The 16,489-nt window shown below is 65.4% G+C and carries 21 protein-coding genes and 1 pseudogene; 9 read left to right on the forward strand and 13 right to left on the reverse strand.

Translation table 11 applies throughout. The features are described from left to right. Both ACYVKL_RS37905 and ACYVKL_RS37910 read right to left on the reverse strand, forming a co-directional pair. Window positions 1-330 (reverse strand): hypothetical protein, encoded by a 330-nt coding sequence (locus ACYVKL_RS37905; protein WP_379172155.1) that lies wholly within the window; start codon window positions 328-330, stop codon window positions 1-3. After that, window positions 327-950, reverse strand: a complete 624-nt coding sequence (locus ACYVKL_RS37910) for a TniB family NTP-binding protein (RefSeq protein ID WP_379172156.1) — start codon at window positions 948-950, stop codon at window positions 327-329. Before ACYVKL_RS37910 ends, ACYVKL_RS37905 begins: the two co-directional genes overlap by 4 nt. 53 nt (window positions 951-1,003) lie before the next feature. Between ACYVKL_RS37910 and ACYVKL_RS37915 the strand changes: the two genes are divergently transcribed. Then, on the forward strand, window positions 1,004-1,420 hold the full coding sequence (locus ACYVKL_RS37915; RefSeq protein WP_379172649.1) for a phosphotransferase: 417 nt from the start codon (window positions 1,004-1,006) through the stop codon (window positions 1,418-1,420). A gap of 693 nt (window positions 1,421-2,113) precedes the next feature. Here ACYVKL_RS37915 and ACYVKL_RS37920 read toward each other — a convergent pair. From ACYVKL_RS37920 to ACYVKL_RS37945, 6 genes and pseudogenes are all read right to left on the reverse strand, one after another. Beyond that, window positions 2,114-2,509, reverse strand: coding sequence for a hypothetical protein (locus ACYVKL_RS37920; protein ID WP_379172157.1), 396 nt, complete (start codon window positions 2,507-2,509; stop codon window positions 2,114-2,116). A gap of 490 nt (window positions 2,510-2,999) precedes the next feature. After that, entirely contained in the window at window positions 3,000-3,260 is a 261-nt protein-coding gene (locus ACYVKL_RS37925) for a tyrosine-type recombinase/integrase (RefSeq protein WP_379172651.1), read from the reverse strand. A gap of 403 nt (window positions 3,261-3,663) precedes the next feature. Next, the gene (locus ACYVKL_RS37930; RefSeq protein ID WP_379172159.1) at window positions 3,664-3,876 is read right to left on the reverse strand and encodes a hypothetical protein; all 213 of its coding nucleotides are present in this window, start codon (window positions 3,874-3,876) and stop codon (window positions 3,664-3,666) included. Window positions 3,877-3,897: 21 nt separating this feature from the next. Next, a complete protein-coding gene (locus tag ACYVKL_RS37935; RefSeq protein WP_379172161.1) occupies window positions 3,898-4,620 on the reverse strand; it encodes a GNAT family N-acetyltransferase in 723 nt (240 codons plus the stop codon). Window positions 4,621-4,789: 169 nt separating this feature from the next. Continuing rightward, entirely contained in the window at window positions 4,790-6,220 is a 1,431-nt protein-coding gene (locus ACYVKL_RS37940) for a hypothetical protein (RefSeq protein WP_379172162.1), read from the reverse strand. Window positions 6,221-6,626: 406 nt separating this feature from the next. Beyond that, a pseudogene (locus ACYVKL_RS37945) lies at window positions 6,627-7,109 on the reverse strand (Mu transposase C-terminal domain-containing protein); the annotation flags it as partial. 180 nt (window positions 7,110-7,289) lie between these two features. Between ACYVKL_RS37945 and ACYVKL_RS37950 the strand changes: the two are divergent. From ACYVKL_RS37950 to ACYVKL_RS37965, 4 genes are all read left to right on the forward strand, one after another. Next, window positions 7,290-7,919, forward strand: coding sequence for a lycopene cyclase family protein (locus ACYVKL_RS37950; RefSeq protein WP_379172165.1), 630 nt, complete (start codon window positions 7,290-7,292; stop codon window positions 7,917-7,919). Next, window positions 7,906-8,502: a lycopene cyclase family protein gene (locus tag ACYVKL_RS37955; RefSeq protein ID WP_379172167.1), complete on the forward strand. Its 597-nt coding sequence runs from the start codon at window positions 7,906-7,908 to the stop codon at window positions 8,500-8,502. The genes ACYVKL_RS37950 and ACYVKL_RS37955 overlap by 14 nt, the downstream gene beginning before the upstream one ends. 191 nt (window positions 8,503-8,693) lie before the next feature. Continuing rightward, window positions 8,694-9,170 carry a hypothetical protein gene (locus tag ACYVKL_RS37960; protein ID WP_379172169.1) on the forward strand — a complete coding sequence of 159 codons (477 nt, stop codon included), beginning with the start codon at window positions 8,694-8,696 and terminating at the stop codon, window positions 9,168-9,170. A 399-nt stretch (window positions 9,171-9,569) separates the two neighbouring features. Then, the gene (locus ACYVKL_RS37965) at window positions 9,570-9,692 is read left to right on the forward strand and encodes a hypothetical protein (RefSeq protein ID WP_379172172.1); all 123 of its coding nucleotides are present in this window, start codon (window positions 9,570-9,572) and stop codon (window positions 9,690-9,692) included. 230 nt (window positions 9,693-9,922) lie between these two features. On the opposite strand, the gene ACYVKL_RS37970 is transcribed toward ACYVKL_RS37965, so the two are convergent. Beyond that, entirely contained in the window at window positions 9,923-10,258 is a 336-nt protein-coding gene (locus ACYVKL_RS37970) for a hypothetical protein (RefSeq protein WP_379172173.1), read from the reverse strand. 317 nt (window positions 10,259-10,575) lie between these two features. On the opposite strand from ACYVKL_RS37970, the gene ACYVKL_RS37975 reads away from it, so the two are divergent. Beyond that, a complete protein-coding gene (locus tag ACYVKL_RS37975) occupies window positions 10,576-11,166 on the forward strand; it encodes a TIGR03086 family metal-binding protein (protein ID WP_379172175.1) in 591 nt (196 codons plus the stop codon). On the opposite strand, the gene ACYVKL_RS37980 is transcribed toward ACYVKL_RS37975, so the two are convergent. Next, window positions 11,109-11,408 (reverse strand): integrase core domain-containing protein, encoded by a 300-nt coding sequence (locus ACYVKL_RS37980; RefSeq protein WP_379172177.1) that lies wholly within the window; start codon window positions 11,406-11,408, stop codon window positions 11,109-11,111. The genes ACYVKL_RS37975 and ACYVKL_RS37980 overlap by 58 nt on opposite strands. After that, window positions 11,305-11,907, reverse strand: a complete 603-nt coding sequence (locus tag ACYVKL_RS37985) for an IS3 family transposase (protein ID WP_379172179.1) — start codon at window positions 11,905-11,907, stop codon at window positions 11,305-11,307. The genes ACYVKL_RS37980 and ACYVKL_RS37985 overlap by 104 nt, the downstream gene beginning before the upstream one ends. 233 nt (window positions 11,908-12,140) lie before the next feature. Here ACYVKL_RS37985 and ACYVKL_RS37990 point away from each other — a divergent pair, with 233 nt between their 5' ends. Beyond that, entirely contained in the window at window positions 12,141-12,539 is a 399-nt protein-coding gene (locus tag ACYVKL_RS37990; protein WP_213556978.1) for a hypothetical protein, read from the forward strand. 5 nt (window positions 12,540-12,544) lie between these two features. After that, window positions 12,545-13,216, forward strand: a complete 672-nt coding sequence (locus tag ACYVKL_RS37995) for a TetR/AcrR family transcriptional regulator (protein ID WP_213556977.1) — start codon at window positions 12,545-12,547, stop codon at window positions 13,214-13,216. 583 nt (window positions 13,217-13,799) lie between these two features. Here the strand turns inward: ACYVKL_RS37995 and ACYVKL_RS38000 are convergent. Then, complete coding sequence (locus tag ACYVKL_RS38000) at window positions 13,800-14,201, reverse strand: nuclear transport factor 2 family protein (RefSeq protein WP_379172181.1); 402 nt, start codon at window positions 14,199-14,201, stop codon at window positions 13,800-13,802. Between the two features lie 61 nt (window positions 14,202-14,262). Between ACYVKL_RS38000 and ACYVKL_RS38005 the strand changes: the two genes are divergently transcribed. Then, complete coding sequence (locus ACYVKL_RS38005) at window positions 14,263-14,835, forward strand: TetR/AcrR family transcriptional regulator (protein ID WP_379172183.1); 573 nt, start codon at window positions 14,263-14,265, stop codon at window positions 14,833-14,835. Between the two features lie 615 nt (window positions 14,836-15,450). Here the strand turns inward: ACYVKL_RS38005 and ACYVKL_RS38010 are convergent. Continuing rightward, a complete protein-coding gene (locus tag ACYVKL_RS38010) occupies window positions 15,451-16,278 on the reverse strand; it encodes an alpha/beta fold hydrolase (RefSeq protein ID WP_379172185.1) in 828 nt (275 codons plus the stop codon). Window positions 16,279-16,489: the final 211 nt, after the last annotated feature.

Genomic DNA, 16,489 nt, shown 5'->3' on the forward strand with positions numbered 1-16,489 from the left:
TCAGCCGCGGTGGCGGCGTGCGCAGCGGGTGCAGGCTGGGTGTCGTGTCCGGGTGAACAGGCCCGACTTCAGGTGAGGCGGGTCGAGTTCGGGCAGTGTCGCGGTCAGTTGGCCGGTGATGTAGCCGGTGCAGATCGCCAGCCGGTGCAGATTCGCCGGGGCCAGGGCGTGAACTTCCCGGTGCGGTTCCAGGCCCAGGTGCAGCTTCAGTTCGTTGAATTGGATGTGGTTGAGGGTGGCCAGCCGCCGCAGGTAGGAATCGGTGGCCTCGTGCAGTGCGGTCGGGGCCGGGATCGGTAATCTGCGCGCTAACCCAGGTCTGGGTGTCATGCGACCCCTTTGCGTCCGCGAGAACGCTTGCCAGGGGCCGTTTCCGATAGGTTCTGTGCGGCCCGGTCCAGGCGGATGCCGTCGAGATGGGCTTTGGTGATCTTCTCGGTGCCGTCGAGGATGGCATCGATGGCCGCGCCGCGAATCAGGTGCGAGAGACTGCCGAGCATGCCGCCGGTGCGCTGGTAGAGGTATTCGCCGTGGCGCGCGAGCGCCCCGGGGGTGTGGCGGTGCAGCCGCAGCGCCTGCTCCATCGTGATTACCACCGCCCGCCAGTGCTCGCGCTGGGTCTTGGTGCCGAAGGCGAAGGGATGGGTGGCCAAGGTGATGAACCGTGAGGCGATCTGGCGGCCGCGGATGCCAGAGAACAGGCCCGCGCTCTCGACGTCGATCCCGGCGTAGACGAATGTCGCCGGAATGCGTTCGGAGAAGTATTTCAACTGGTCGGAGACCTCCGCGCCCGCCCGGGTGGCCAACGAGATGTTGTGGATCTCATCGACGATCACCAGGTCGGTGCCGACGTCGCAGAGCACCGCGCAGGCCGAGTTGGTGATGTCGGTCAGATTAGCGCGGGCGGTGACAGGCAATCCGAGGAAGCGGGCGAATTCGACGGCGACCATGCTGGAGTGGCTTCGCAGAGCAGGGCCCGCCGCAAGATCTGGACCAGTGGGCGCTGCGGAATCTCGACCAGTTGGCCGGACCCGAGACGCGGTGGCTGGCCTGGGCGGAAGGGGAGACGTTGCTACACACCGACCTTCGCCCGGACAACCTGCTTGTCACCGCCGGCGGGACGGTGGTCGTGGTGGATTGGGCGTGGCCGTGCCGTGGTGCGGCGTGGGTGGACCTGGCGTTTCTGGCTCCCGCGATCGCAGGAGCCGGGATCGACCCCGATCCGATCCTGGCCGACCAGCCGACGACACGGGATCTCGACCCCGTCGCGGTGGATTCGCTGCTGTGCGCGATGGTTGGGTATTGGGCGACGCAATCTCGGTTGCCGGGGCCACCACGGTCGCCGGGTTTGCGGGCATATCAGGCGCGTGCGGCGCAGACGTCACTGACCTGGCTGAAGTCTCGGACCGGGCGGTCCTAACACCGAGTTCGCGCGGTCAGGCAGCGAGCAGTTCGGGGCGCGGCCACGGATCTTGTTCAGGGCGGCATCGGCGCGGTGGAGCCGGTTTAGGGCAGGTTTCCTGAAAGAGGCGGACCGCATCGATCAGCGGTCGCGCCGCAGGCGGGATCACCCACACACAGGGAATGACCACAGACGACGGAATCATCGAAGATCAAGGCGTCACCGATGTAGGACTCGCACGGAATCGCCTTGAGCTCCTCCACGATCGCTCCGGTGAACAGTTACACAGCTACCAGGAGCAGCAGCCGGGCGTGGGTGGGCACGGGAAAGACCCGCTGGCCCTGTGGCTCGCTGAAGATCCAGGAGCTGTCATCCGCCAATGGTCGCCACGCAGGACCTTCAGCTCGCCGGGCAGCGCGCCGGTGAACCCTGGCGGATCGCGCGGTGCAGGGTCGCCAGGCTCGGCGCGGGCCCGCACCAGCATCGGGCGAGCTCCGTCTACCTCGAGATTCGATCACGAACCGGTCAGTGACACGCCGCCATCGACTGACATACGCGGTAACGAACACCCTCGACAGTGCCGACCTGGAAGTCACACGGAAGCTGGTTTCTCATGTCCCACAGTTGTTTTCACGATGGTGTGAGCCGGGACGCGGCGTAGTTCAAGGCGTCGAGGGCGGATCGATGGCGATGGCGATGGCGTGCGTGCTGTCAGAAGCCGAGGCCGGAGGAGCCTGTCGAGGTAGGGCCGGTGGGCTGGCGACCACCGCTGACCAATTGCCACGTCCCGCAACTGGTGGTGGAAAATGTAGCTGCGCCGCCGCCGATGCCGATCTGGATCTGGCCGTTGCTGCCTCGGATCGCGGAGCCGATGCCGCCGGAAAACAAGGCGTTGCCGGCCGCGTCGTAGACCACCCATTCGCAGTCGTCGTTTGCATGGTAGGTCATGTACTGACCCGGCGCGATATCGCCCGGAATCGCATATGTTCCATCGTGATCCAGCACGGTGATCGTCGCCGACGCGGGGCCCGCCCCCGTGAGCGTCAAAGTGATTCCGAGCCCGGCGATCCCGGCCACGGCTGCGAGCTTGCTGTTGATTTTCGACACGGGTGCACAGTATCCGCTTCCCACATGTGGGAAGCGGATCATCCGAGACCAGGGGTCGCCGGGCAGATGGGGGCCGAGCTCGTGCTGAACGAGGGCGGTGATGGTGGGCAACGGTGTCGGTGGCGAGGACCATAAGCCGCTCCCACTGGTTGAGGACCCGTAGCCGCCAACAATCTTGGGTGTGGCCGAGGATGAACGCCACGCCCGAGCCGGTTTTCGGGGCGCTCGACCACCATGAGGTCGAGTACATGTCAAAGGGAACACACTGACCTACTGACATTCCACGTGACGAATGAGTACTGACATCACACTGGCGAATCGCAGTTCCCGCCGGAATGTCAGCGCTTTGACCTGCAATTTTCCCACGAATGTCAGTAGTTCTTCCCACCAGATGTCAGTGACTGGGCGATCTTCGGGGTGCGCTGAGCTAGGCCTTTACGTCATCTGGCAAGGGCCGACGAACGTCCTCCGGCGGGATTCCCCGTCGGGCTCACCCTCTGCGGCGGGGCGCGGACAATGCTCCGGTGGCCTGGTGGACTGCAGCCAGGCCGGGTTTGACGTAGCGCTGGACCGATCGCAGGCTCTTGTGGCCGGTTTTGGCCATGATGACGTTGGCCGAGACGTTGGCTTCGCCGAGGTGGGTGGCCGAGCTGTGGCGCAGTTGATGCAGACGCAGGCCGTCGCCGTAGTGGGCGAGCAGGACGCGGGCGCGGTCGTAACCGAGGCGGATGTGACCGGTATCGGGGCAGATGTCGCGGAATCGGTGGTGGCGTGGCGATGCGGTCCGGGCCGGTACGTGGACAGGAACAGTGGTCCGTGTTCACGGCCGGCGATCAGTCGCGGCAGCAGGTGGGCGGTGTCGGTGCGAGGTCGAAAGTGATTGCGTCTCAGGTCGACATGACGGATTGCTCCGTCGCCCGCCCACGAAGGCCAGCTAGGCGCCACACCGTTCACGGGCATCCGTCGCGGCCCGACGAGGACGAGGACACGGCATCGTCGACCACCTCGCCAACTGCGGGGTGGTTAGCGTGGCGTGGAGGGCGCGCGGGTGGACAGTGCGGGGGTGGAGGAAAACGCTCGACCGGCACCCGGGAGCGGCTACGCCGCCGGGTCGAGGCGATCCTGGACGACCGACACGGCGCGGGCACTGTCTCCTATTCCGCGCTGGTTACATCCAGATAGAGATAGAGCCGCCGGATGACCTCGTAGGCCACCTGCTCGGATTCCAGGGCCGCCACCAGCTCGGCGACTGCCTCGACACCGGCGCGGATGTCGCGGAATTGGGCAAGGGTGTGCGATTCGCGTAGTCGGGCGGCGAGGTTCAGCAGTTCGGTGTCAATCGACCATGATCTTCCCCGAATCGTCAACTGGACCAATGGTATCTGCGGTCAGTAGAACTTCTTGGTGAAGAAGCGTTCGGTGGGCATGGGTGCAGGCCCGTAGTTGAAGCCGAAGATCGACGAGAAGTCCAGCCCGGTTCCGGTGGGGTGGACGGTGAATCCAGCCTTGCGGTAGAAGCGCTCGAGGCCGTGGTCGTCGGCCTCGTACTGCCCATAGAACACATCGGCCTGCGAACCCTTCACGATGCTGAGTGCAGCCGCGACCAGGGCGGATCCGGCGCCACTGCGGCGGTGCGCGTCGTCGACGGACACGAAGTGTAGTTTCGAGGTCCGCAGAATCCCCTTCATGATCGGTTCCGGCCCCGCCTGCGGGGGCATCCTCGACAGGAAGTACTCCGAGGGACCGGCCAGCAGACCACCGATCGGGCCGCTGTCGTCTACTGCGACCAGCGCGAAGGTGTGCGCCCAGTTCATGGCCTCAAGCTGGCCGGCCCGGTAGGCGCGCTCGTCGGCGGCACCGCAGGTCCTGAAGTCGAGCGAGGTGGCCAGGAACCCCTGGTTGTGCGCCTCGATGAGCCTGCGCGCGGTGACCGGGCCGCCCGCATCCGCCATGCTCGCCCACCTCTCGAACTGCGCGAGCTCCTCGACGTCGGCAGCGTGGCGGATCCGCACCGAGGAACCGGGTACGGCCAGGGCCGGGGTTCCGGGTTGCGGTCGTGCCGCTTGGGCCGCCGCCGCGCGTTTGGCGCGATTGCGATTGCCTTTGGACATGTGAGTTCCCCCTGTGGTGTGGATGCCCAGCGGTTGTCCGTGGCCGGCCACGTTACCTGGCCCCACCGACGATTCTGGCGGCCCGCGTGATCGCCCATCGGCGGAATCGGCATCCGGGTACGGTGCCGCACAACGGAATTCCCACCACGCCCCCGGTACCCGGCAGCTTCTACACCTGGCCGCCGCGGGCCGCTTCGAGTTCGGCGCGGGTGAAGGTGGTGCCGTCGCCCGCGTTTTGCAGCAGTTTCTCGAGTCCGGGCCCGCCGCCGTGGAACCCGTCGGCGGCGGGGGCGGTGATGTCGTCGAGCAACCGCGCGATGAGCAGGGCCAGGGTGTTGGTGCCCGCACCCGCGTAGCCCCAGCTGATCCCGGGGTAGTCGCGCCGGGGAGCCAGGTGCACGGTGCCATCGGCGAGGCGGACCCAGATCGGTGTATCGAGGGTCACCGCCACCAGGGGGCTCGTAGTCGGGAGTCGGTGCGGCACAGCGGCGAGGAGTTTCCCCGAGGTCAAGCGGACCGCGGGCGCGTCGGTGGCCGGATCGGTCAGATGGTCGGTGATCGTGTCTTTCGCGGCGGGATCGAGGTGTCCGTAGAGAATTTCGAAGCCCGCGTATGGGCGGGTCGGTCGCAGCCGGGAGGCCCATTGCCTGCCGAGCCCGGTGCTGGGGTCGACGTACTCTGCGGCGGTGTAGGGCAGTCCGGCGTTGTCCCCGGATTTGAGGACCTCGGCCATGACCTGGTGGCCGAGGGTGTCGGTGCGGGCGGCGATGGTCAGCCAGCCATCGCGCAGGACGACCTCATCGAGGTCGTCGGGCTCGGGCACCGGCAGGTTCGTCGCGGCCAGCTCGACCCACGGCGACATGTTCGGATCGTCGGTGATCATCTCGATGGTGTGGGCGACACCGGTGTTGGTCCGGTGCTGGGAGTGCTGCGCGAGTGTGACCAGCACGGCGTGGGCGGTGTCGCTAGTGGGAATAGTGGTCGCCAGCCGCAGCAGGGGTACGGGATCGGGTGCTTCGATCTGCGCGGACACCACAGCCGGTGGGTCGCCGGGCCGCCAGGCTTGCATCGCGGCGAGATCCCGCAGCCGGTAGGGCCAGTACGGTGCCCGGCCACCCAAGACCAGCGCGAGTTCGGGCCAGACCGTCTTGTCGCCCTCGATCCTGTGGCCGGACTCCTCATGCACCCACAGGGACGGCCCGCGGAGCCCGAAATCGTGGCGTACCTTGATGACCCGCGACACCGCAGGGGAGAGTTCGAGGGCGGCCGCGGCCACCCCGCCGGAGGCGAATGCCTCCACGGTCGACCACGCCACTCGCAGCACCACCTCGTCCACCGACCAGTCCTGTGCCACACCGTCTTTGATCTCGCGCGCTCCTTGATAGACCGCCTCCCCACGGGGCCAGTACCGCAACGGCACCACCGCCGCGGCCTGCGGACGCGCCGCGGCCAGCCACTGCCATACGCGGTCCGCCGGCCACCGTCGTACTCCGTCGCTGTCGGGCTCGGGCTCGGGGAACCCCGGTGCGCGCAGCTCCCGACGATTCACACTGAAGACCTCGTGGAGCTGGTCTTCGCTCAGTTGGTCGATCTCCCACACAGCGGCGCCCTCCTACCGACTCGCCCGAATACTCACTCCACCAACGGAATCCGCGATCCCACACTCGCACAGAACACCGACACCTGCTGGACAATGGGGAGCACCAACCGGTGGAAGTCCGGCGAATCGGTGGCCTCAGCGCTGCCGGTCGATGCCCCGTAGCACGCCAGTTCTCCCGGTGGGGCGCACGGCACCGGCCTTCGTGGTCATCATCAGCCCGCCGACCAGTATGGAGAATCTCGAACAGGCGTGGAAGGAGATCCGGCCGATGTTTTAGTTCACGAACCGGGCTGCGCCCGGTCCCGGATGCCAAGCGGGCAAGCCGCCCCCGGATCCGGCCGGGCACGCTACAAACACACTGCGAGCCCGGCCAAGCCGGGCCCGTGTGCAACGCCATGTCGGTGGGCTACTTGCTGTCCTTGCTGGCGGTCGCGGTGGTGCTGCGGCGGCGGATCTTGATGCCCAGCTTCTCCGCTTCGCGCCAGCGCGCCTCGCGCTGTTCCGGAGTCAGCTGCACGCGGGTTGCACGCATCGCTTCCGTGTTCCGGCGGACTTTGCGGCTGGTCGCGGTCGCGGTATCGGTGATGGCGCGCATCTGCTCGACCATCGAGAACAGGGCGTTCTCGTCGATTTCGGCGCGACCCTGCTCACGCAACCGCACCACCGCGGCGCTGTGCTCCCACACGCTGATCGCCGGGCGCGTCCAGGTGCGATACGGAATCTCCAGGTAGTCACCGGTTTCGGGGTGCAGCGCCCAGACCCGGGAGATGTCGCGGGGATCGCGCCGTAGCACGAACCGGCTCAGGTGTTCGCGGTGCGCGATCAGTGGTCGCAGCACGTCGGCGTAGTACTGCACGTGGCCGACGGTGAACCCGGTGCGGGTCACCGGAACAGTTCGCCGAACGCCTTATCGGAACGGCGGTGACCAGGGCCGGAACCATCGAGCCCCGGTGTTCCGGTGGGCGTTCGGCTTGCGGAACACAGCACCCTGCCGCAGCCATTGCATGGCTGACTGGTCGGGGAATTCCCAGCAGTGGGTACCGGGTCGGCCGCTGCGTACTGTGCGCCAGTGGGTTTGGAGATCGATGTTTGTATTGTCGGGCTGGGGCCGACGGGTCGTGCGCTGGCCCATCGCGCGATGCGGGCCGGCTTGTTTGTCACAGCGATCGATGCGCGGCCGCAGCGATTGTGGTCGCCGACCTACACCTGCTGGGTCGATGAACTGCCGGAGTGGCTGCCGTCCAGTGTGATTGCGGCCCGCCTCGAGGCCATGACCGCGTGGACCAGCCGCGAACACCGAATCGAGCGACCCTACTGTGTACTGTCCAATCAGGGACTGCGTGATGCGCTGCCACTCGATGACGCGACAGTGCTGACCGGCCGCGCCGTCCGAGTGGATGCACACGAAGTGGAGCTCGCAGACGGCACGATCGTCGGTGCCGCAATGGTCTTCGATACCCGCGGACTTCCGCCGGTCAAACAACGTCGTGCAGTCAGCGCCCACGGCATTTTCGTGCCAGCCCAAGCCGCAGTACCTATGGTCGGTGACGGTGAAGGACTGCTGCTGGACTGGCGTGCGAGCAACGGAACCGGACCGCAGGAGCCGCCCTCGTTCCTGTATGCGGTGCCCGGTGGGCGATGGGACGGTGGTCTTCGAGGAAACGAGCCTCGGACTGCGTGGTGGCATGCCTCAGCGTGAATTGCGCAAGCGTCTGCTGAATCGGCTTGCCGCTCATGGCGTCCGGGTTACCGGCGAGGAGCCGACCGAGGCGCCGCACTACTCACTGGATCAGCCGCCGCCGAAGAGCGGTGCGGCCGCGGTGATTCCGTTCGGTTCACGCGGCGGCATGATGCACCCGACGACCAGCTACAGCGTGGCCGACTCACTGGCGCTGGTCGATACTGCCGTCGCCGCGGTGTGTGAGGAGCGGGATCCGGTCGCCGCGTTGTGGCCTTGGCAAGCCCGAATGGTCTACTGGATGCGGATGCGCGGGCTGTGGGGTCTGGGACGACTCACCACCGACCAATCGATCGCGATGTTCGATTCCTTCTTCAACGCGTCGCCGCGCGGACAGCGGGCACTGCTGTCCGCGCACGACGACTACACCGCCCTGGGGGCCGTCCTTTTCGACACCGTCGCCCGCTTGCACCCGTTCCGATGGCGCTATGACCTGGTCGGCTGGACCAACCGGAACCGTTGGGTGGGATACGACTTCGACCAGCCGAAACGCCCTGCGAAACAACATCATCGGATCGGCAATCCGACCGGAATCTTCACCTAGTCCGCAGGTTATGCCGGAGTGTTGCCTCCGCGGGCTTTGCCGCTAGGTGCGTTCTTCGATCGGACCGACCCAGCAGGAACGCCGGCCGGATGGCGCGGCGACCAAAACTCCACACGACATCGATCCAAGAGGAGCTCGCGATCGTTCGCGCAAAAGTATTGCGTTCCTACGCAACCCGAAGGACGTGGAGTGTGCTGATCCCCACCGCCCTGCTGGGCGCGAGCATCTGGATCGTAGTGATGCTCGCCGCCACGGTATGGACTGATCAGCATCTGACCGGAGGCAACGGCCAGGCGCAGATGCTGGAAGGTGGCACACCGTACTCGATCAGGGCAAATGTGGAGAAGGGTGATCAGATCACGTGCGCGATCGCACCCATGTCCGGAAACAGCGGAATCGAACGCATGTTCACGGCTCCTGCTCAGAAGATGTGGAAGCGCACCGAGATGACGACCATCGGAAAGTTCTCTGTCCCAGAGTCGGGCTTCTACTCGGTGAGCTGTCGGTCTCCCAGTGGTCCGGTCGGTCCCGTCCATATCGCACCACCAACCCCGACGTCCCTGCTCGGGATCGGAGGAATCCTCGTGGTCCTGGGCGTCGTTGCCGCGTTGGCACACGGCTATAGCCTCGCGGGCCGTCGACGGAAGACCCCGTCGAGACATAGCTGAAGCGAACCCTCGCTCATAGTCGCTACCACGACTTCTCAACGCGGTCACGGGGCAATCCCGACGCAGTTGTCGCCGGGCCGGGGTCCGTAACTGGCTTTCGCCAGGCGAAGTCAGCTGACATTCGATGTCGTTGCGGCACTACCATTCTCATGTTGCCTCCCAGAAATAGGCGTTTAGTCTGCACATTCGGCGTTCTCGGTGGCTGCGCTCCAAACCCACGGTCCTTCATGCCCCCACCCAGGCAATCACGGGCGGCCCGACCGACGAATACGAAAGGGTGCGGCGATCGATCACCATCAGCACCGAGTTCGTCGAGGCTCGAACCCCATCAAGTCTCGAAGAGCTCGCCGAAAGCTGGGATGCGCACGTGAGGACCGCGCACACAGCGCCATCGACATCGTGAGCAGATTCGCAGCCGCCGACACCGTCGTCCTACGCGCTGATGGCACCCTCAACGTCGCGGCCGTCGACCTCAAGCGCGCGAACGCAATCGCCGAATGGGCTCGAGCCGCCAACCCCTGACCGCGAGTCGGCTGGCATGTTTCAGAGAAGAGATCGGAACCACGGCAAGGCTTCTCGCGGGTGAAGCCGACATCGGCGAGCTGAGGGCGATGCCACAACAGTCGAACGGCCGCCAACCTACCGTCGGCGAGATAGATTGCCGGACACGGAACCAGACCAGACCGATCTGGTCCCCGGAGACACGTCGCGGGCCCGGCATCAGACCAGGCCCGCGAAGGATGCGCGAATGCTCAAGCCCGGCGCTGACGCTGAGCGAGCATGTGCAAGATGTCGTCACGCGGCACCGAATCCTCGGCAGAGGCCTCCACAACCACCCACTCCTTGACGAGCTCGTCGACAGTGACGCCGGCCTGGCCGGCGCGAGCCTCTAGCCGCTGCAGCACCAGCCACGGCAATGCCAACGTCACATCCCGTCGCATCATCAGGTCGGTCGGATTCTCCAGTCGGGACACATCCACCGGCGGGGCGTCGGGATCCGGCGTGAAGCTGTCGATGTCGAAGTCAGGCCCGTAGGCGTCGACCAGCGCTGTGTGCAGCGCGGCCGCATCATCCTTCGAACGGCTCATCGGTCTCAGCCTCCCATCGTGTGAATGCATCCAGATATCTCCTATCAGCTCGCCAGCGGCGATGATGACCCACTGAAACGGCGCAACCTCATTCACCGCCACCAGCCAAACCGGACCTGCTCCGCACGCGAATCCTGTTGAGTGATTGAGCAAACCGCTCAGCAAGTCGCTGAGTAGGCCCAGGGCGCAGTCGTGGGATTGCCCTGCTCCGTGTCCCCGGACCTACTCAGCGAGGCACTGGGATATTTGGGTCATCCGCTCCCGGCGTGACGGGTTTTTCCAAGACTGGGGCGATCAGCTGAGGAGAATCGGCACCCGTGAATGACTATGACACGACCGTTGAGCGTCTGGAGCGGGCGTTGACACAGATGGCCGAGGTAATTTCGACGATCGAGGCCGAGCAATCGGGGCTACCAACCCCTTGCGAAGGCTGGGACGTCCACGCCCTGGTTCGGCACATCGTCGGCCAGAGTCTCCGAAACTTCGCGGTGGCGGCCCGTGGCGAGATAGCGGACTGGCAGGCACCGGCCGAAGAGCTCCACAGCGATTGGGCGGCGCAGTTCCGCACCGGTGCCTCCGCATTGCTGGAGATATGGTGCAGTGCCGACCCCGACCGCCTGGTTCCCGCCGGCGACGGCGAAGCTCCTCTGCGTGGCCGGTTGGACCAGCAGATCGCCGAAATGGCCATGCACGCTTGGGATCTCACCCGCGCCACCGACCAACGCACCACCTTGGACCCGGAACTCGCCGAGCACAGCCTGACCTGGTCACAGCGGATGCTACGTTCCGAATCTCGCGGTACGGACAAAGCTTTCGGACTCGAGGTCGCCGTCACCCCGGATGCCCCAGCCTACGACCGCCTCGCCGGCTGGTTCGGTCGCAATCCGGACTGGAAGTCACCCAACTGAGAAACACCCGAAAAGCTAGCTTGCTTCGGGGCGGCATTGAGGGACTGCTCATAGTCGATGGGTGAGCGCATCCCGTTGGCCAAATGCCGCCGCCGATGGCTGTAGAAGCCTATCCAATTCTCAACTGCAGGAGCGAGTTCAGCCCTCGTGGCGTAGGTGTTCCGGTAGTAGCACTCGTGTTTGAACGTCGACCACAGCGATTCCACACTGGCGTTGTCCCAGCAGATCCCGGTCGCGCCCATCGACCGGAACAAACCATGCCGAGCACATGCCTCGGCGGTGATCGTGGCCGTGTATTGGCGCGGACGCTGTACAGGATGGTGGCGGTGCAGCGTCCGCCGCGCACGAACACGGCCCGATCCACCGCGTGGACAAGAGTTCGGCGCGCATGTGATCGGCGATCGCCCAGCCGAGCACTCGGCCGGAATGATCGTCACGGATCACACAGAGGAACATGTTCCCCTCACCACAGCTCAGATAGGCGATATCCGACAACCACACGAGGTCCGGGCCACCCTGATCGAAGCGACGTCCGACCAGATCCGGTGGGAACGACACCGCCACATCGACAACCGTAGTGGTCCTGAACGAGCGCGGACTGATGCCTTCGATACCCAGATCGGCCATGATCACCGCGACGGTGTTCTTCGATACTCGCTCGCCCTGGGCGAGCAGATCCGCCGTGATGCGCGGCGAACCGTAGGTGCCACCCCAAGAGCGATCGTGGGCAAGGATTTTCACTTCCAGATCCCGCCGGCGCTACACCCGCACCGAAACTTCGGGTTAAGCTGCGGACCTGCAGAAACCGGTTATGCCCGAGGTCGAAACACCGAGCAGTTCGGCCATGCGGGTCACCTCGAAGCCGGCGCACTCCACAGCCATGCGCGGCGGTCGCAACTCTCATACTTGAACGTGTTCAGCATTCTGCTTACCCTCAGAGTTGAACACGTTCAAATAACGAAGGAGCTGGGACAATGGACCTCGTTGTTGCCACATACGCGACCTACGTGACCGTCAGCTTGGCGCTCACATTCTGGGTGGCACGCACCCTGCACCGCACCGGCGCACGGTTTCTGGTGGATGTCATGAACGGAGACAGCGATCTCGCCGAAGTCGTGAATCATCTGCTGGTCATCGGGTTCTGGCTCGTCAACGCGGGCTTCGTGGCGCTGGCCTTGCGCATCAGCGGACCGGTCGTCGACGGGCGCGCCGCGATCGAGGAACTGGCCTCGAAACTCGGCATGGTGCTGCTGGTGCTCGGCGGCATGCACTTCGCAAACCTGATCGCCCTGAACAAGATCCGACGCAGCAGGCACCAGGAGAAGCAGGACCCGGTCCCTCCCGTTCCGGTCGCCACGGCCGCACTAGCCTGAGCCTCATGACCCGCCCCGAGCCCGCGACCGCGCGCGGTGAGGAAACTCGCCAGCAGATCATCGACGCCGCCCTGCGTCTGTTCGAGCAGAACGGCTACACGAAGACCACCATGCGCGCGATCGCGGGCGAAGCCGGTGTCAGCGTCGGCAACGCCTACTACTACTTCGCTTCCAAGGAACACCTGGTTCAGGGCTTCTACCAGCTGATCCAGACCCTGCACGAACAGCGGGTCGAGCAGACCGTCCGCGGTGACTCGCTCGCCGCCCGATGGCAGACGATGGAACTGGCCTTCGTCGACGTGGCCGCCCCCTATCACGAGTTCGGCGGCAAGTTCTTCGCCAGCGCCGCCGAGCCCACCAGCCCGCTCAGTCCGTTCAGCGACGAAAGCCGCCCCGCCCGAGAATCATCCATCGCCATCATGCGCAACCTGGTCATCGGCCATGACGTCAAGGGTGACAAGCGGCTGATGGCCGAGCTGCCGAATCTGTTGTGGCTGGCCCACATGGGCATCGTCCTGTTCTGGGTCCACGACCGCAGCCCCGACCAGGAACGCACCCGACTACTGATCCGCCGAGTCGCCCCACTCGTCGAACGCGTCGTGGCGCTGTCGAGACTCCGCCCACTGCGCGCGGTTCTGTACCCAGCCCTGGATCTCATCGAGGACCTCGGTAAATAGACGTATATGCCGACGGAGGATAGATGGCCCATCGTCGAGGCGCGATCAACCCACGTCCGGACTGGACGCACAAACGTATCTCGATGCCGCTGGCAGCGCTGTGCGGACCGCCCACACCGAGGCTGACCGAATGCACCCTCGTAGCCGCATATCGGTCGTTGGGGGACGATGTGTTCGCCACTCGGCAGTGCGATAACTTGTTCCACTTCTGTACTGCCGTCGGTGGTCCCACGACTGGCACCGTGGTGGTCCCACGACGGTGGCAAACGACACCCAAAGTCCAGTCCGAGTGCCGGGAGCAGACGCCAGCCGCGGACCTCCCAGTTGATACGTTTCTCCGCGTCCCGGCTGATTTCGGGCACGAACGAACTGAACATCTCCCCGAACTTGTTCCGCGCGCTCCGCTCCCGGAATTCGTACCCAGGAACATGAACGACGTGTGCTCGTAGTCACGAGTGCGTTTGTTCTCGTCCTTGCAGTAGACGATCCTCGTCTTACCCGGTGGAGTCACCTGTCCCCATCTGCCCGAGACCGGCATGAGCCGGGATGCCCCATGCCCGGGCTGGACCGGGTGAGTGAGTTGTCATGCGCCGGTGAGTGCTTCGTGCCAGCGGGCGGTGTCAGTGTATTGGTGCAGCCAACGGATGCGGCCGTCGGTCACACGCCACAAATGAGCGAACTCGGCTTCGTAGCGGCGGCCGGTCGCCCGCGCAGTGCCGCGGTAGTGGCCGGTGACCACGATGGTTGCGGTGCCGGATTCGTGCCACACCTCGTCGTAGGGCGCGGTGTCGAAGTCTCGGAAGACCGCACCCCAGATCCGGGTCAGCGCCTGCTGCGGACCCTGAAAGCTGCCTCCGGCCGCGCACGGCATGCCCGGCGCGACGTGAGCCTCGAAGTCGGGATGGAGCACGGCAAGGATCGCGGCGGCGTCGTGCTGTTGCGCCGCACAGTAGAACGCCTTGACCACATCGGTGGAGTCGGACATCGACACTCCTTTTTAGAATCGATATTCTAGAATGAAGGAACTATAACCACGAGGAGATGTGATGGGAAGACCCGCGAAGTTCACCCGAGACCGGATCCTCGACGCGGCGGGGGCGCTGGCCGCTGAGGGCGGCGCGGCCTCGATCACCATCGCGTCGATCGCCGCGCGGCTCGAGGGACCGGTGGGCTCGGTGTATCACCGGTTCGCGTCGCGGGATCTGCTGCTGGCCGCGTTGTGGCTGCGAACGGTCGAGCGGTTCCAGGAGGGCCTGCTGACGGCGTTGGCAGCCGACGATCTCGAGCAGGCCGCCCTGCACACCCCGCGCTGGTGCCGCGAAAATCCCATTGATGCAACGCTTCTGGTGCTGCACCGACCGGAGGATCTGGTACCTCGCTGGCCCGACGAGCTGGCCAGCGCACGAGCCGAGGTGAACACACGCCTGATCGATGCGCTGCGAGCCTTCCTCGAGCGCAACCGCGGAATCGATGACACGAGTGTGCTATTCGCGGTCGTCGATGTCCCCTACGGTGCGGTACGGCGACATCTGCTCGGCCGCGAAACGCTACCCGCACGGCTCGACGAACTCATCATCACCACATGCCGCGCTGTGACAGGTACCCAGCAGACTGGGTGAGATGTGGCGAGCCAGGGCGTTCAACCCGCTCGCCGGCCCGCGAATGCCAAAGCACTACTTTTACCGCATGGCGTGCTGAGCGAATCGGCCAGGCGCGAGGACTCGAAGATCAACGACCCGAGATCTCGGGCCGTGGCCTCGGTTGCACCGTCCGCAACTGCCTGCGGGTTCAGGCGGTCTTCGCAACACCTCAGAAAGAGCAGGCCTGCCTCCACGTATCCGGGCACCACTCGGTCGATGGCCTCGGCGGCGCGGTCGGGAGTGTTGAGCACGCCCCGACACTCGCCGCGCCCGTCAGGCCGGCACGTAACTCGCGCTCCACCCATGGCGCACCGGCTGCGCAGGTAGCGCGGGTCAGTTCGTGGCGCAGTTCGCCGCGGGCCCGGATGAACAGGGTGCGGTAGATCGCTTCGTGCGACACATATCCAATGCTGGACTGCAGGTTTCGCGCCACCGGCCCGCGATCTGCTACGGAGACCACCGCTGAGCACGCTTCCCGGCCACCACAGTAGCCAGCGTTCGATCCTGGGACAGTTTGGTCGGTTTCGGCTGCGCTGCCCGCACCCAGGGCGCACGGCCCGCGGGCAACGCCCGATCAATGCCCGCGGCGAGTGATCAGCCGTCGACGGAGTGCCGATGAAGGAAGTCGTCGATCAAGCTGTTGACCACATCGGGTACTTCGAGCGCGGCCAGATGGGCGGCATCGTGGAGAAGCACGTACTCCGCGCCAGGGATCGCCGCCGCCATCTCCGCCGTCTCTGCGGGTGGGAAAGTCGCGTCTTGCTGCCCTGCGATCACCAGGGTGGGGGTACGAACCGACTTCAGCAGTTGGCGCTGGTCCTCACGTTGGCAGACCACGCTTCGCACTGCCGGGGCAACGGAGGTGATGTCGTTGGCCCGAGCTGTCGCTATCACGTATCGAACCACCTCAGGGCGTGTCGCAATCGATGTCGGCCCGAGGAATGCCTTGACCACTGCCCCGGTCAGGGGAGGGTGGATGCCGCGAAGAATTCTGGCCATCACCAGCAGCGCGTCGAACCTGATCCGCTGGCTTCGAGAGGCCACCGAAGCGGTGCCGTTCATCAGCACACTGCACCGCACCCGGTCGGGGTGGCGGGCAGCAAGAGTTGCACCCACCATGGCTCCCCAGGAATTGCCGATGAAGTGTGTCCGGGCCACATCGCATGCATCGAGCACCTGAACAACACAGTCGGCGCATTCGTCGAGGCTGAAAAGGCGGGTGAGCCGGCTACTGGCACCGTGGCCGGGCGGGTCGACGGCAATGGTGGTGTACCTGGTCGAGAAGTGGGCGACTTGGGCATCCCATAACGAGTGGTCCATCAGCAGGCTCGGCCACATGACGATCGTGTCGTCTCCGCTGCCTGTCACCCGCACCCTGAGCGTGCCCAGCACGGTGTCGATATTGGAGTCTTTGATGGCCATAACTGTCCCTTCATGTTGCCTATCAGAGGGAGCGTACGACTCGCACCGGGCGCGAGACAGACACCCGAGGTCATCGCCGTCGCCGATTCGGTCCGAGTGTGCCCAGCATCGCCGCGAGCCCGAGTGTGGACTTCGGGCACATAGGCCGACCGCCACAATCCCCCATGCAGGGCTTGGTCGGTTCGGACGCACCAGCTGCATCGAGCCTCCA

The sequence above is a fragment of the Nocardia tengchongensis genome (genome assembly GCF_054781395.1).